Consider the following 14,569-nt stretch of genomic DNA (forward strand, 5'->3'; position numbering starts at 1 on the left):
CACTTTCTTATCCCACGTTTTTAACAGCCGCCCCTTAGCCCAACCTGATGACCTTATCAAAGCACGCCGCATCTAGCTCCCACAATGGTTCGACTAATATTTTTTAAGAGGCGGAGGCGAGATGGGTACATCCATCACAGTGTAAAGGCAAAGGAAGAGATACCGAAGCGGCTGAATTTCCTTTCCCGCTCCTCAGTAATTCAATGTGATACAGGAACTTCCGAACAACTTAACCGGAGGGGTGCAACGTATGAACCTAAGACAACAAAGTATAAACACGAAAACAAACTTAAGATTATGGCAATATCATTGAAACCCCTTCGCGAGCAGGTGATGGTTATTACCGGAGCCTCCAGCGGAATTGGACTTGTAACGGCCCGTGCAGCCGCTAAGAAAGGAGCCCGGCTGGTGCTGGCCTCCAGAAACGAGGAAGCCTTGCAGCAGGTAACCGAGCAAATCAGGATGGAAGGCGGAGAGGCCGTGTACGTGGTGGTGGATGTGGGCAACCGCGAGGAGGTGCAGCGCCTGGCCGAGACAGCCATCAGGCACTTCGGGGGCTTCGACACCTGGGTAAATAACGCCGGCGTGTCTATTTACGGCAAGCTGGCCGAAGTAAGCGAGGAGGATAACCGCCGCCTTTTCGACACCAACTTCTGGGGCGTGGTGTCCGGGTCGCTGATTGCGGCAAGCCACCTGCGCAACCGTGGCGGGGCTATCATTAACCTTGGCAGCGAGCTGTCGGATGTGGCCATACCTTTGCAGGGCATGTACGCCGCCAGCAAGCATGCCGTAAAAGGCTTTACGGATGCTTTGCGCATGGAGCTGGAGGAAGAGGCCGCGCCTGTCTCCGTCACGCTGATCAAGCCCGCCGGTATCGACACTCCCTACCCGCAGCACGCCCGCAACTATACCGATCATGAGCTTACCCTGCCGCCGCCAGTGTATGCGCCGGAAGAAGTTGCCGTGGCTATACTGCATGCCGCCACGCACCCGGAGCGCGACATTTTTGTGGGCAGCGGCTCGAAGATGATGAGCAGCCTGAACAAGTATGCACCCAGCCTGGTGGATTGGGTAAATAAAACCTTCATGACGAAGGCACAGGTAACCGATGAGCCCGCCCGTCATATAGAGGGCTCCCTGCACCAGCCCGGCGCCGATGGCAGGGAACACGGCAACCACAAGGGCCATGTCATGAAAAAGAGCCTCTATACGCGTGCCTCGATGCACCCGGTGCTTACCGGTACGGTGGTGGCGGCAGCCAGCGCCGCAGCCATCGCTCTGATGAACAAAAGGAAGAATAAAAAAGGCCATTTAGATGCTCCAGTGCAGCGTTACGAAGGCACCCCGGTCCGGCAACACGAAGGCGCCCCAGTCCAGTATCGTGAAGGCGAGCCGCCCATGTATAATATTTAGAAACGTAGGCAAATACAACAGGAGCCCCTGGCCGCGGTCAGGGGCTCCTGTTTTTAACGTGCTGCCCATTGCCCCCGCACCTGGTCAGGCGCACAAGACTCAAGACTGTGCAAAAACCGGCAAACAACGCACAGCATCAGCCGTAAAAGCTCTGGCACCCACTGCCTATAAAATACATACCCTATACATGAAAAAATTTGCCATTGCCATACATGCCGGTGCCGAGACCGTTAAACGGAAAGAAGTGAGCAAAGCCCAGGAAAAGGCTTACAGAAAAGGAATAGAAGAGGCTCTCAGGACCGGGAACGCCATCCTTAAGAAAGGCGGTAGTGCCGTGGAGGCAGTTGTGGCTGCCATAGAAAGTATGGAGAACAACGAGCACTTTAACGCGGGCCGGGGCGGCAGCCTGAACCAATTCGGGGAAGCCGACTTTGACGCCGCCATCATGGATGGCCGCAACCTGAACTCGGGATCTGTGGGCAGTGTACGCTACGTGAAAAACCCGATAAAACTGGCGTTGGAGATCATGCAGCACTGTAAGCATGCCTTTCTGGCAGGTACAGGCGCGGAGGAGTTTGCTCTCCGGCAGGGGCTGGAATTGAAGGAGCCCTCCTACTTTGTAACCGAGGAAAAGCTGAAAGCCTGGCACGAGAGTGTTTTGGAGGAGCAAATAGCGGGGCATGACACCGTGGGTGCCGTTGCCCTGGACCAGCAGGGTAATCTGGCGGCCGGTACCTCTACCGGCGGCTTAATGAACCGCATGAAAGGCCGCGTTTCCGATAGCCCCATAATCGGAGCCGGCACCTATGCCAACAACCCCTATTGTGCCGTCAGTTGCACTGGAGAGGGCGACATCATTATGCGTGGCTCCATTGCCCACGAAGTATATGCCCAGGTAAAGTATGGCGGGGAGCAACTGCAGGCAGCCGCAGAAAAAGCCATCACCATGCATGCAAAATTCCTGAAAGGTGACATGGGCCTGGTATCGCTGAACGGGGAGGCCGAAATAGCCTTCGCCTTTAACACCAACCTGATGAAGCGAGGCTACAGCACGGACGGTCAAAAGCCTGTGATAGCGCTGTGGGATGACGAGGAAGTATAAAAAGTACACGGGGAGAAGGGAGCAGCAAGTATAAAGGCTACTCCCGCTCCACATACTTTGTAATACAATGCACGGAGCCGGCAAACTCCGCCAGCGGGTGGTAGTCCTCCAGCAAGATTACAGTAAAGCCAAGGCCCTCCCAGATTTCCTTGTTCCGTTGGTCCACCTGCTGCAGCTCCTGCCAGTTGCCATGGCCATAAGTTGGCAACCAGACCGTTTTCTCCTCCTGGCTATTTACTTCCACCAGCGCATTGTTGTAGGAGGCGTAGTACCACTTCCGCACCTTCTCCTGCGCATCGTCCACATACACCAGCGGCAGCGGATTCCGTATTACCTCAAACTTGAGCCTTTCCAGCAGCTCGGCTATCTCGTCGAAGGCCTCGGGCGTGGCCAGGTCGTCAAAGTTGTTGCCCAGCATCCGGGAGGCCACGCGCGGGTCCCCGACCAACACATGGTACTTGCCCTGCGCGTTGCGGCCTGCCAATGTCAAAAACATATCGATGTGAAAGATGGGCTGCACGGTACCTTCGGTATTCCTGGCGTACAGTATCTCTTTCCAGTCTTCGCCGTTGAGTTTGATGAGACGTTCCTGTTCAGCCGGAAGCTGCAACGTGGTGCAGATAAGGTATAAAATCCTGTCTCTGTCGAGGTACTGCTGGTACAGCTCCGTCAGCTTTTTCTTCAGATGGTTGCCCTCCCCCTGTAGCATGTAGCGCAGGTCCAGGAAAGTATCTACCCCGTAGTTGGCCCCCAGCAGAAAAAAATCATCCCCTACCAGCACATTGCCCCCCTCAAAGTATACCGGCACCTTCACCCGCTGCCAGCCAAACTGCCGGGCAGCATAGTAGCTAGCTAACTCGTCGCCGGCCCTGCGGTTAGAGTGTGGCTGCACCATATAGGGTACCCCGTCCGGGTCATGCACCAGCTCAAAGTCATCCTCCGCCCACACCGTCATTTCTATGGCGTCGGGCACGGTGGCCAGTTGCACCCGGTGCTCCAGCGCCTGCTCCTGCACCCATTCTTGCACGCTCTCCCTTACCGAGGCATGCGCAAGTATAAAGAACCTGGCGTAAGAGGGTAATTTAAGGATGAGGTCGGTGTATACTTTCCAGTAGGGATTATCCTCGCCAGCCATGGCATAGGCAGGTATGGTTAAGGCCAACGCCTTGAGGGCGCCGTCAGCGCTCGGCACCAGGCGGGGCTGCAGGGGCAGCGTCTGGTACTCCTGCAGCAGGCTCACAGCTATACTTCTCCGGCTCATGGCCTGGCCGTTCAGTACCTGTTCCTCCTCTTTGTTCAGCTCCGTTATTAACGGGTAGTGTCTGGGGCGAAGTTTGGCTTCCCTTGCATGATGCATCCAAAATTTGTTTTCAGTGGTGGTTATACGCTTTTCTCGCTTATCTCCCCGGATCTTACCCAAAACCAGAGTACAATTAGTACGGCTTCGGCCACGGCATCCAGCAGGTATATGTTTCTGATTACATCAGTCAGGGCGTAGTATACATCTATCCCTATCAAACCGGCCGCAGCGGCGATGCCCAGGCCTTTTATCTCCTGCGTCACCCGCTTTCGCAGGCCTGCCGCCAGTAGCGTCCCACCAATTACAGTGATAAGTACGCTCACCGTGTACAGCAGCCAGTAGTCCTGCTTGGGCCCTGTTACCCACACAAAGCTTTTCAGATGGATGAATGGCCAGATACCCGTAATCAGCCAATAGCCACCTTGCAGCATTGCCACCAAGCTAGGCCCCGGCCGGATGGTAGATGCGCCCATAGCCCTGTTTTACACGTGCAGCTCGTCCCAGGTAGGGATTCTATACTTCTCGCCCGGGCTGAGCAGGTGCACGCACAGGTTACGCGCTGAGAAGGGCTCTCCGGTCCCGATGTCGTAGATATTTGTCTTGGACATACCCATGCCGTCTATGATGGTGACCAGGCCGCTGCCCAACACCTGCAGCTCGCGCCCCTCCGAAACGCAGACCGCAGTATCCTCCTCCAGCCCCAGGCCGATACAGCCGGGGTTGGTGACAATGCACTGGGCCATGCGCACCAGGCGCCCGCGTTCGATGAAATGCGTGTCAATGGCTACGTTCTTGAGGAACTCCAGCCCGGTGGTGATGCGCACATCGCCCTTCAGAAAGCCTCCGTGGGTATCGGCCTCGTAGATCATGGGGGTGGACAGGGCCGTGGCGCCCGCACTGGTTCCGGCTATGATGATCTCTTCGTAAGTGTAGCGCTCTTTCATGAGCTGCAGCAGCCTGGTGCCCCCCAGAATGGAGGTCAGCCGCAACTGGTCGCCACCGGTAAAGTAAATCCCCGCAGCTTTCTGGATGATTTCATAGTTTTTGGGGTCCTGCGCGTCCTCGCGGGTCCGGATATCGAGCACCTCCACGTTCTCTACTCCCAGCTCCTTGAAGAGCCTGGTATACTCCTTGCCTATTTCCTCGGGTAAGTTCGAAGCCGTAGGCAACACGGCTACAGTGGGATTGCTGCCCTTTAGCGCATTAATAAAGTATTTGAGAATTTCCTCGCTCTCAAAGTCGACGTTGGTTGACTGCTCCGGCTTTAGCTCTTCTCCTCCCCCTTTGCTCTCTTTTCCTCCTATTGCCAACAGGCGCCCTTTCGGCAACGGGGCCTCTTTTTTGTTTTTGTGCTGTTCTGTTACGTTACGCTTTGCCATTTAAAACTCGCTCCTTTCAAGGGTGAACGTTTGCAATGTTGGGTGCACTTACAAATTGAGCTGTCGGCTTAACGGCTGTGTTTGTCCAGGTCCTTACCGAGGTCTTTTACCTGCCTCATAAAGGCTTCCACTGTGTCGTCAGCATACGTTCCGTAGGCATCCGAGATGGTACCTTTGGCTCCGGTATCTGTTTCCAGCACATAAAGTATGGCCATGTCGCCCGGGTAGCTTTCGCCTTCAAACCGGTAGAAATTAACGATTTGCACCTGCTCGGGCCTAAACTGCTGCTTGCTATCCATGGTGCTCAGCACGCCTTCGTCTGTTACCCTGAAGTCGAGGGTATAACCCTCCTGGCGCACCTTCTCAAGCACCGACACCAGCGTTTTCAGTTGTCTTTTCTCTTCCATATCCTCGGGGTTTATAGTTTCTTGTTCCCCTCCTGATACTGCCAACAGCCTTCAAATTGTTTCACTCGGGCTGTATTCATAAAAATGCAGCGCCGGCACAGAGTACCGGCGCTGTACTGTTTGACTTTAAACAGAAGTTTCTGGTACCAGGCGTTCATTGGGGTTGGGGTATCACATGAAAGATTATGTGAAAGCCTGGTTATAGGAAGCTATGATAGTTTCTACCTCTCCAACGCCATCGGGAGAGAAGAAAATCTGAGAACAATGATCGTATCTTTTAATGTGAAAAAAGGGAGGACCATCCTCAGCACCCAGATTAGGTATGGCCGCTCCCAGTTTTCACAGCCTGGTCAGTCTCGTTAAGAACACTAACCCGACAGCTCAATATTACTAGATTTTTACGGTTCTATACTTTGCCTAGCTGCCAGACAGGCTCATTTTACAGCTTAATACCCCTGAAATACCGGCTTCCCGCAGGCACTACGTATTTACCGCAAAATATGACCGCATTCAATTCGCAGGCTAGGTGTTATAGGTGGCATAGCGGATTAATGACATATCGACCTTCTATGCCCAAAACAGGGGGTGCAGAAAAGAACAGGCTGGCCTGGCAGAGGTTCTGCCAGGCCAGCCTGCAACATGTAAAGGCATCCGTATTAATTACGATGCGAAAATTATACTTAATGTGCTAAGGTGGGGTTAGTCCTCGTAGAAGGTCACCAGGCCTGTTGCCACTTCGTAGAGGCCGCCCACTATCTTAATGCTTCCCTCCTGCTCCATGGCGGCCAGTATCGGGCTCTCCTCCCGGATGCGGCGGATGGTGTGGTGCACGTTGTTGACCGTTACATTATACACGAAATCAGTATTCTTACCGCTGCGCTCGGTTGCAGGGGTGGTTGTTTCGCTCTCGATGGCCGGTTTCAGCTTATCCAGCAGACCTGTCAGGTGTCCCAGCTCCACGTGGTTGCAGGCACCGTAAATGGCGCCGCAGCGGGTGTGCCCCAGCACCAGCACCAGCTTGGACCCAGCCAGTTTGCAGGCAAACTCCATACTTCCCAAGATGTCCTCGTTCAGCACGTTGCCAGCTATGCGGATGCTGAAGATATCCCCCAGCCCCTGGTCAAAAATCAGCTCGGCCGACGTTCGGGAGTCGATGCAGCTCAGAACAGCGGCAAAAGGGAATTGCCCTTCTGAGGTTTCGTTTACCTGCTGCAGCAGGTTGCGGTTAGCCTTTAGGTTATTGATAAAGCGCTGGTTGCCTTCCTTCAGAATCTCAAGGGCTTTCTCGGGTGTCAGGTTGTCCTGGGTTTCTTTGGTGTGTGTTCTCATGTGTGTTGATTGCAGGCGTTGGCTATAGTTCATACTTTCTCGCCCCTGTTTTGGTTTGCTTGCACCACAGTTCTTACAGGATGGCGGCACTTCCGCAGGGCAGGAAAGTACGCTATAGGCACTTATGGCAAATTTACCGGCTTTCCGGATTTATAATTGGTATGTGTTTCCGGGCGTGCCCGTAAAACAACATCGCAAGTTACTATGTATAGCGCTTTTTACAGCACATTTGCACTAGAAGTTAAGCGCCAGGTTGTACGGGGCCTGCTTTATAGATAACTTATGGGGCCGTCCGTCAGCCTTTAGAAGACGCTGCTCGTTTAAAATAAAGTATGAACATTACCGCTAAAATACCTGTCGCGATACTAAGAGCGCTGGAAAAAGTGCCTGACCTTTACCTGGTTCTTTCTCCAGACCTGGAGGTGCTCACGGCATCGGATGCCTTGCTAAACGCCATGTCGGCCTCCCGAAAAAGTATGGTGGGCAAGTCGGTGGTCGATATCTTCACCAGTACGGACGCTACTGCCCCGGATGACGTGGAAGCTCTGGTACACGATGCGGTGCAAAAGGCTCTGAGCCAAGAGGAGTCGCAACACATTAGCCTCCTGCAAAGCCGGACGGCACAACCATGGCAGGTGCAATCTTCGCCCGTAACAGACGAGGCTGGGGCTATACTTTATATCATCCTTAAGCTAACCCCATCCGGGCGGCAGGAGCACGAAACCCTGCCAAACACAGCGGATAAGTATCATACCCTGTTCAACTCCATAAATCAGGGCTTCTGTATCCTGGAGTTATACTTTGATGAGCACCAGAGGCCTGTGGATTATCGCTATCTGGAGGTAAACCCCGCCTTTAAGCAGCAAACATCGATCAAAAATGCGCAGGGCAAAACAGTTCGGGAGCTGCTGCCAGGCATAGAGCCATTCTGGATAGAGCAATATGGGCAGGTGGCCCTAACCGGCAAGCCCATACGGCTGGTGGAGGAAGTGCATTCCCTCGGTATCTGGTTTGATGTGTATGCTTTTCGCATCGGCAACCCCGATGACCGTCTCGTCGCTGTCCTGTTCAGTAACATCACCGAGCAAAGAGAAGCGGAGAAGGCCTTGCGCGAGAGTGAAGACCGTTTCCGGACGGTGGTGAACCTGGTGCCGGACCTGCTCTGGATAAACGGCGCTGCCGGCGCTATCAGTTGGTACAGCCAGCGCTGGTTTGAGTATACCGGGCTTACAGAGCAGGATTTGGCGGGCTTTGGCTGGCTAAAGGTCCTGCATCCGGACGACCAGAAGCATGTATGGCACAACTTCGAGAAAGCGGCGGAAGAAGCCGGCCCGCTGCGCCAGGAATACCGCCTCCGCAATGCCGCAGGCGCATATCGGTGGTTTCTGATACAGGCGCTGCCCATAAAGGACACCCAGGGCAAGGCCTTGCAGTGGTTTGGGGCCGCCACCGACATACACGAGCACAAGCTGGCCGAGGAGGTGATTGCCAACCATAACGCCCTGCTGGAGCAGGAGGTAAGCGAACGCACGGAGGCCATGCAGGAAAGCAGGGAACTCCTGGCCTCCGTACTCGAGAACACCTCCAGCAACATCATGGTGCTTAAAGCCATCCGGGACAGCAGCGGAGAGATCTCTGATTTTGAGTACGTGCTAACCAACAGCAACCTATTGCGCGGAGCCACCCGCGACTCCCTGGTAGGCAGAAAGTTTGGCGAGGAGGCTTTGGGCGTGCTGCCTGCGGCGCTACTTGCCAACTTTAAGGAAGTGGTTGAGCTAGGCCAGGACTGGACGGGGGAAGCCCAAGTGCGTTTTGAACATCGGGAAGTATGGTCGCAGGTGTATGCCCGCAAGTTTGACGATGGGGTGCTAGTAACCTATTTCGATATTACGCAACTGAAGGAGGCAGAGCAGGAACTGCGGGAGAATACAATATTTATTGAGCAGATAATGGACGCCACGCCGGACTTTATCATGCTGTTTAACCTGCAAACAAACAAGGTGGACTTCGTGAACAGGAGCGCCTACCTGGGCAACGAGCCCTGTTTCCACGAGACCCTCACCCTTGATTACGCCAAGATTCTGGAACGCGCCCACCCCCAGGACCGGACACTATTAAACAGGTATATAGACCGCTTCCGCACAGCCGCTGACGGGGAAATATACTCGCTGGAGTACCGTGTGCTGCAGGAGGACAAGACCACCTGGTACAGGACAAGGGGTAAGGTATTTAAACGCGACGCCGCCGGCAAGCCCACCCATTACATCAGCGTGGTGCAGGACATCTCGGCACTGAAGCAACTGGAGGCCGAAAACAACAGAATGCGCCTGGACCAGCAAAAGGCCTTGCTGCTGGCTATACTTCAGGCACAGGAAGAGGAGCGGCGCAGGATTTCGGAGGCCCTGCACAACGGCGTGGGCCAGCAACTGTACGCGGCGAAAATTCACCTGGACCTGCTGCACGGCCAGCGTATGGCCCCCGACCCGAAGGCAGCGGCTGCCCTGGCGCAGGTAGACCACATCCTGGAGCAGGCCATCAACCAAACGCGCAGCCTTTCGCATGAGCTGACGCCTGCCGTATTGGGGCAATTTGGCCTAGAGGCAGCCTTCCTCGACATTGGCAACTCGCTCAGCAGCAAGTCTCTGAAGCTACAGTGCATGGTGGTCAACCTGCCCAAAGAGCTGGACAAGAACCTGCAAATAGTGCTTTACCGGATTGCCCAGGAACTGGCCAACAATATTCTGAAACACGCCAAGGCCACTGCCGCCAGCCTGCTGCTCCGGAACGAGGACGACACCCTCATCCTGACGGCTGAAGACAATGGCGTTGGTTTTAACCCGGATAAGCTGCCTGCCAAGGGAATCGGGCTGAGTTCTATACAAGACCGCGTTAAGCTGCTGAACGGCTCCTGCAGCCTTAGCTCCTCCCCCGGCCAGGGCACCTCCGTTGAGGTCCGGCTGCCGCTTCATCCGCTGTCCCTGCAAAAAGTATAAAACGTAGGTTGCGATTTATACTTTGGGGAAGGTGTAGGCTTATACCTAATCCCTCCAGGGACGGGAGTTATACTTGAAAATAAGTCCCCTCCTTTGAAGCAGAACCATTACATTCCCTTCACCTTGTCATCCTGAAAGGATCCTGGGGGCTTGTAGTGCAGGCTTAACCTCCTTTCTACCAAGTTTCTTAGCAGAATAACAGAAAGTTTAAGGCCATTGAGTGTAGAATGAAGCAGCTCTGCTCCAGGGGGTAAATAGTACAAACCACTAAGCCACAAAGTATAAAGGGGCGCCGGGGCTATGTACCCCGGCGCCCCTTTATACTTTGTGCAACTGCTCTTTTGCTATAGCTGGTTATCAACCCCGATGATCTTGTGCTCGAAGGCATACTTTATCAAGTTGGCCGTGTTTTTAGCCTGCGTTTTCTCCAGGATGTTCTGCCGGTGCGTTTCGATGGTGCGCTTGCTGGTGAAAAGCTTTTCGGCAATCTCCGCATTGGTATAGCCCTCGGCGATGAGCGTGAGTACCTGCACCTCCCGTTTCGAGAGTTTTTTGTCGTCCAGGAGCTGGCTGGCCGCCTGAGGAACCGGTTGCGACGCTTGCTCCACCAGTTTTACCGAGATGTCCCCGCTAATGTACCTGCCTCCTCCTGCCACCAGCTTGATGGCGGCGCAAAGCTCTTCCTTGCTGGTGGTTTTAAGCAGGTAGCCCGAGGCCCCGCTTGCCAGCATCTTCTGCACAAAGGGCAGGTTGTTGTGCATCGACAGGGCAATTACCTTTACCTCCGGAAACTGACGCCCCACCGCTTCTGTGGTTTCAAAGCCATCCATCTCCGGCATGTTTATATCCATAAGCACCACATCTGCCCCGGACTCTGCCAGCTTGCTGAGCACTTCCCTGCCGTTGTTGGCCTGGCCTATTATCTCCAGCTCTTTATCCTGCTCCAGCAGCATGCGCAAGCCCTGTCGCAAAATGATATGGTCGTCTGCTATAATAACCCTTATCTGCTTCTGTCCTTCCATTTACCCTTTGTATACCAGATGTAAGTATACGCTTTATACTTCAATACTGCCTAAAGAAACTATAAAGATATACTGGAAAGCCCGGCCTTGCCAAAGCACGGGTTTAGCCTACCGGCAGTGGGAAAAGTTTAACAAAAAAGCCAGACGGGAAAGTATAAGTTATACTTTGCGGTATCAATCCCGCTCCACATTTTATACTTGGCTCGAGGTAGCAGAGGCCCTTTCCCTTACCAACGTGCTGCGGTAAAGTATAAAAAGAACCGTTACCCCCAGTACCGCCAGGCCAACCCAGGCGGTAAGTATAATTTGCGGGCTTGCTTCCATACTTAGCTCGCGATGCTTCAGGATAATGCCGTAAAGTGCCCACATGCCCACCAGCCCCACAAACAGATTGGACCTGCTGATAGTGACAAACGCCACAACCAGCGTGGCCACCACAATCATAATGACTGTCCAGGTCGCTGCATCCACTCCAAAGCCATCCCAACCTAAGCCCACTAAAGCCGAACTGATATTGGCGACCGTGGCAATAATTATCCAGCCAAAGTATAAACTGAGCGGCACCTGCGTTAGCCAGCGCGAGGCTGCAGAGCGAAAATGATCTAAAATATTCAGCCGCAGGTGCATGGCCAGCAGCGTTACCAACTGGATAAGTATAAGCACCACCGACACCAGCAGCCACTCGTTTACCCAGGCAATGGTCCAGAGGCCGGTGGCCAGGTTGTTACCTATAAATAAGTAGCCTAGCCGCTGCAGGTCTGCGTTTGCCTCATGGTGGGCCGGCTCTTTAAAGGCTTTGAGCAGGTGGTATATACAGAAGGCGGACAGCGCCAGGTAAATCACGCCCCAGATGGAGAAGGTAATGCCTGCAGGCGTAAAAAGCGCCGGATACTTATCCGATACATCGCCGATGGTCTGGTTATTAAAAAGCTTTAGCTGTGTTAGCTGCGAGGGCACTAAATGCACCAGAAAGAACAGGGCATTCAGCAGGGCCAGTGTTTTGATATTTTTCATAGTATAGGTACATGGTGCTTTAGGTTTATACTTTACGCAAGGCTTTTAGAACTCAACGATAAAGCCCAGCGTGGGTACCAGGTTGCCATCGGTATTTTCCAGTACCACCGGAATGGCGTTGCTGCCGTCCAGGCGCAGCGGGTTGCCGTCGGTGGTGGCAAAGCCGGTGTTGCTTTCGTTGCGCTGGAAGGTATAACGGTCAAAACCTGGCGTGTTGCTGCCCAGCACGTTGGCAATGTCCAGGAACAGGTCGAGGGTGATGCGGTTGAAGTTCCACTTCTTGTCGATGCGCACGTCGAGCTGGCTGAAAGGCTGCAGGCGCTCGGAGTTCAAGCGGCTGTAATCCAGAATACCTACCCCCAGCGAGGCATAATTGCGGCGCGAGGCTTCCAGGTCGAAAGGCGTAGCAGGCGCACCGCCAGCATATCGATACTTAGCTCCGAACTCCCAGTTGCGCGGCAGCTTCTTGCCCACCAGCCCCGACACCAGGTGGCGGTAATCCCAGGCGCTGGACACGTAACGTCCATCCAGTCCGGCAAACTCGCTCACCACATAGGTATAAGACAGCACCGAGAACACGGTGCCCGTCAGCTTTTTCTGCAGGTAAAACTCAGCCCCGTAAGCCCGGCCCTTACCGTTCGTCACGACTGCCTCGTTGCCAATCGCGCCAAAGTCGCCGCCCTGGTTTGCCAACGAAATGCCATCCCGAACGGACACCGGGTAGTTGCTGTAGTCTTTGTAGAAGGTTTCCAGCGTAAAGCGCAAATCCTGGCGCGGCAGAAACTCCGTACCGAGCACGTAATGGATGGAGCGGGTGTAATCGGCCTGCTTGTTCAGGTACTGGCCGTCCTCCTGGTAGCCCAACACGGTATAAATAGGCAGCTTGTAGTAAATGCCCGACGAGGCATTTACCGTCCATTTATCGTTGAGCAGGTAAGAAATGGCTAAACGCGGTGACAGCGTTTTCAGCGGGTTGTTACCATCCTCGGTAAAGGAGTTCATGTCGGTGCGGATGCCCAGCGACAGCCCCAGTTTGTTATCCAGCACCGACTTGGACACCTGCCCAAAGGCGCCGTAGCGGAAAAAGTCCAGGTTCGTGTTGTAGTCCAGCGTCACGCCCGGCTGCACCAGGTTGTTCTGCTCGTCGCGCAGCTCTTTGCGGATCACGCTGAAAATGTCGTTCGTAAACTGCGCATACTGCCCCGACACACCATAAGCATAGCGCCACCCGTTTTTATACTTGTTCACGTCCAGCCGCAGCTTGTTTTCCGTTTCCCGTGAATTGGTTTTCAAGGTATATGCTTGGTTCTCTCCTTCTTCGGCAGCCTCATACTTGTCCAGGGAGTTGTCGAAAGCGTTGCGGCTCAGAGCCAGGTTCACATAGCCATCGGTGATGAGCCTTTTCACGGCCACACCCGTGGTATAGTTCCACTGGTTGATGTAAGGCGTAGAGCGCAGGATGTACTCGTTTTCCGGGGTGCTTTCGCGCGGCACGCCAAACGAGAAGTCATCAATGGCCCCTACCCCAATAAAGGAAATGGAGGTTTTATCGTTTAGCTTGTGGTCTACTTTGTACTGGAAATCCCAGTAGTTTGGGCGGATGGGCAAATCGAGCAGCTTGAACAAAAACTGCAGGTAGGAACGGCGCGCCGACACGAGGTACGTCGTTTTTGCCCCCACCGGTCCTTCCAGCGTGGTGGCGAACTCTGAACCGCTCAGCCGCACGTTGCCCGAAAAACGCTCGGGGTTGCCATAGCGCTGCCTGAACTCAAACACGGAGGCCAGCGCATTGTCGTAACGTGCGTCAAAAGCCGAGGAGCTTACTTTCAGGTCTTCTACAAACGAAACGTTCAGGATGCCCGTGGCCCCGCCGGAACTGCCCTGGGTGGAGAAGTGATTGATGAGCGGGATTTCGATGCCATCGAGGTAGTACACGTTTTCGTTGGGCGCGCCGCCACGAATGATTAGGTCGTTGCGGCCGCCGCTGGTACCGTTGGTAGCCACGCCCGGTAGCACCTGCACCACCTTTGAGATATCAAAGTTACCGCCGGGGTTGCTGCGGATTTCCTCTGTGGTAAGGCTCTGCACCGAGAGCGGCGTAATCAGGTCGGCTACAGCGGCGCTTTGCCGGCGGTTGGCCACCACCTCCACCTGCTGCAACTGGCTGGTGGCCGGTGCCAGCTCGAAGTTAAGGATCTGCACGTTGCCCACCGTTATGTTAACGTTGAACCTGGACTGCGGCTGATACCCGATGTAAGAACTCTGCACCGTATAGCTGCCCACCGGTATACCCTCTATCCTGAAAGCGCCTTGTTCGTTGCTCACCGTGCCCAGTTGCGTTCCCGCCACCTGCACCGACACCCCGATGAGGGGCTCCTGGGTGTTCCGGTCCCGTACCGTGCCGGTGATGATGCCTGTTTGGGCAAGGGTTAGCGTGGGCAGTAGCAAAGCAAGTATAAACAGCAGCCTCATAATTCACTTTTTATTTTAGTGTTTATACTACACGCTTCCGGTTATTTTGTTTAACAGAAACACATATTTTTTAAACACCAAAACCTCTGCTTGCTGCAAAGATTATACTTTCTCAAGGCTGCCCCGCCACTGCAACCA

At 54.2% G+C, this 14,569-nt stretch carries 11 protein-coding genes; 3 read left to right on the forward strand and 8 right to left on the reverse strand.

Going from position 1 to position 14,569, the window contains the following annotated elements; translation table 11 throughout:
• The first annotated feature begins 297 nt into the window (after nt 1-297).
• A complete protein-coding gene (locus BM040_RS17465) occupies nt 298-1,413 on the forward strand; it encodes an SDR family oxidoreductase (RefSeq protein ID WP_092104225.1) in 1,116 nt (371 codons plus the stop codon).
• A gap of 187 nt (nt 1,414-1,600) precedes the next feature.
• On the forward strand, nt 1,601-2,515 hold the full coding sequence (locus tag BM040_RS17470) for an isoaspartyl peptidase/L-asparaginase family protein (RefSeq protein WP_175491107.1): 915 nt from the start codon (nt 1,601-1,603) through the stop codon (nt 2,513-2,515).
• A gap of 37 nt (nt 2,516-2,552) precedes the next feature.
• Here BM040_RS17470 and BM040_RS17475 read toward each other — a convergent pair whose 3' ends face one another.
• From BM040_RS17475 to BM040_RS17495, 5 genes are all read right to left on the reverse strand, one after another.
• Complete coding sequence (locus BM040_RS17475) at nt 2,553-3,872, reverse strand: amidinotransferase domain-containing protein (protein WP_092104230.1); 1,320 nt, start codon at nt 3,870-3,872, stop codon at nt 2,553-2,555.
• Between the two features lie 23 nt (nt 3,873-3,895).
• Nucleotides 3,896-4,288 carry a hypothetical protein gene (locus tag BM040_RS17480; protein WP_092104233.1) on the reverse strand — a complete coding sequence of 131 codons (393 nt, stop codon included), beginning with the start codon at nt 4,286-4,288 and terminating at the stop codon, nt 3,896-3,898.
• A 9-nt stretch (nt 4,289-4,297) separates the two neighbouring features.
• Nucleotides 4,298-5,194, reverse strand: coding sequence for a cyanophycinase (locus BM040_RS17485; protein WP_092104235.1), 897 nt, complete (start codon nt 5,192-5,194; stop codon nt 4,298-4,300).
• Nucleotides 5,195-5,262: 68 nt separating this feature from the next.
• A complete protein-coding gene (locus tag BM040_RS17490) occupies nt 5,263-5,601 on the reverse strand; it encodes a hypothetical protein (protein ID WP_092104237.1) in 339 nt (112 codons plus the stop codon).
• 699 nt (nt 5,602-6,300) lie between these two features.
• Nucleotides 6,301-6,930, reverse strand: a complete 630-nt coding sequence (locus BM040_RS17495) for a carbonic anhydrase family protein (protein ID WP_092104239.1) — start codon at nt 6,928-6,930, stop codon at nt 6,301-6,303.
• A gap of 332 nt (nt 6,931-7,262) precedes the next feature.
• Between BM040_RS17495 and BM040_RS17500 the strand changes: the two genes are divergently transcribed.
• The gene (locus BM040_RS17500) at nt 7,263-9,923 is read left to right on the forward strand and encodes a sensor histidine kinase (protein ID WP_092104241.1); all 2,661 of its coding nucleotides are present in this window, start codon (nt 7,263-7,265) and stop codon (nt 9,921-9,923) included.
• A gap of 344 nt (nt 9,924-10,267) precedes the next feature.
• On the opposite strand, the gene BM040_RS17505 is transcribed toward BM040_RS17500, so the two are convergent.
• The 3 genes from BM040_RS17505 to BM040_RS17515 form a co-directional block, all read right to left on the reverse strand.
• Nucleotides 10,268-10,945 (reverse strand): response regulator, encoded by a 678-nt coding sequence (locus tag BM040_RS17505; protein ID WP_092104243.1) that lies wholly within the window; start codon nt 10,943-10,945, stop codon nt 10,268-10,270.
• Between the two features lie 192 nt (nt 10,946-11,137).
• Nucleotides 11,138-11,959, reverse strand: a complete 822-nt coding sequence (locus tag BM040_RS17510) for a hypothetical protein (RefSeq protein WP_092104245.1) — start codon at nt 11,957-11,959, stop codon at nt 11,138-11,140.
• Nucleotides 11,960-12,004: 45 nt separating this feature from the next.
• Nucleotides 12,005-14,431, reverse strand: a complete 2,427-nt coding sequence (locus tag BM040_RS17515; protein WP_092104247.1) for a TonB-dependent receptor — start codon at nt 14,429-14,431, stop codon at nt 12,005-12,007.
• Between the last annotated feature and the right edge of the window lie 138 nt (nt 14,432-14,569).

This window comes from Pontibacter chinhatensis, from assembly GCF_900113285.1.
GTDB classification, from domain to species: domain Bacteria; phylum Bacteroidota; class Bacteroidia; order Cytophagales; family Hymenobacteraceae; genus Pontibacter; species Pontibacter chinhatensis.

Excerpts from the sequence above, each read along its gene's own strand:
- BM040_RS17465 (WP_092104225.1), top strand. The coding sequence starts at position 298 with ATGGCAATATCATTGAAACCCCTTCGCGAGCAGGTGATGGTTATTACC.
- BM040_RS17470 (WP_175491107.1), top strand. The coding sequence starts at position 1,601 with ATGAAAAAATTTGCCATTGCCATACATGCCGGTGCCGAGACCGTTAAA.
- BM040_RS17475 (WP_092104230.1), bottom strand. The coding sequence starts at position 3,872 with ATGCATCATGCAAGGGAAGCCAAACTTCGCCCCAGACACTACCCGTTA.
- BM040_RS17480 (WP_092104233.1), bottom strand. The coding sequence starts at position 4,288 with ATGGGCGCATCTACCATCCGGCCGGGGCCTAGCTTGGTGGCAATGCTG.
- BM040_RS17485 (WP_092104235.1), bottom strand. The coding sequence starts at position 5,194 with ATGGCAAAGCGTAACGTAACAGAACAGCACAAAAACAAAAAAGAGGCC.
- BM040_RS17490 (WP_092104237.1), bottom strand. The coding sequence starts at position 5,601 with ATGGAAGAGAAAAGACAACTGAAAACGCTGGTGTCGGTGCTTGAGAAG.
- BM040_RS17495 (WP_092104239.1), bottom strand. The coding sequence starts at position 6,930 with ATGAGAACACACACCAAAGAAACCCAGGACAACCTGACACCCGAGAAA.
- BM040_RS17500 (WP_092104241.1), top strand. The coding sequence starts at position 7,263 with ATGAACATTACCGCTAAAATACCTGTCGCGATACTAAGAGCGCTGGAA.
- BM040_RS17505 (WP_092104243.1), bottom strand. The coding sequence starts at position 10,945 with ATGGAAGGACAGAAGCAGATAAGGGTTATTATAGCAGACGACCATATC.
- BM040_RS17510 (WP_092104245.1), bottom strand. The coding sequence starts at position 11,959 with ATGAAAAATATCAAAACACTGGCCCTGCTGAATGCCCTGTTCTTTCTG.
- BM040_RS17515 (WP_092104247.1), bottom strand. The coding sequence starts at position 14,431 with ATGAGGCTGCTGTTTATACTTGCTTTGCTACTGCCCACGCTAACCCTT.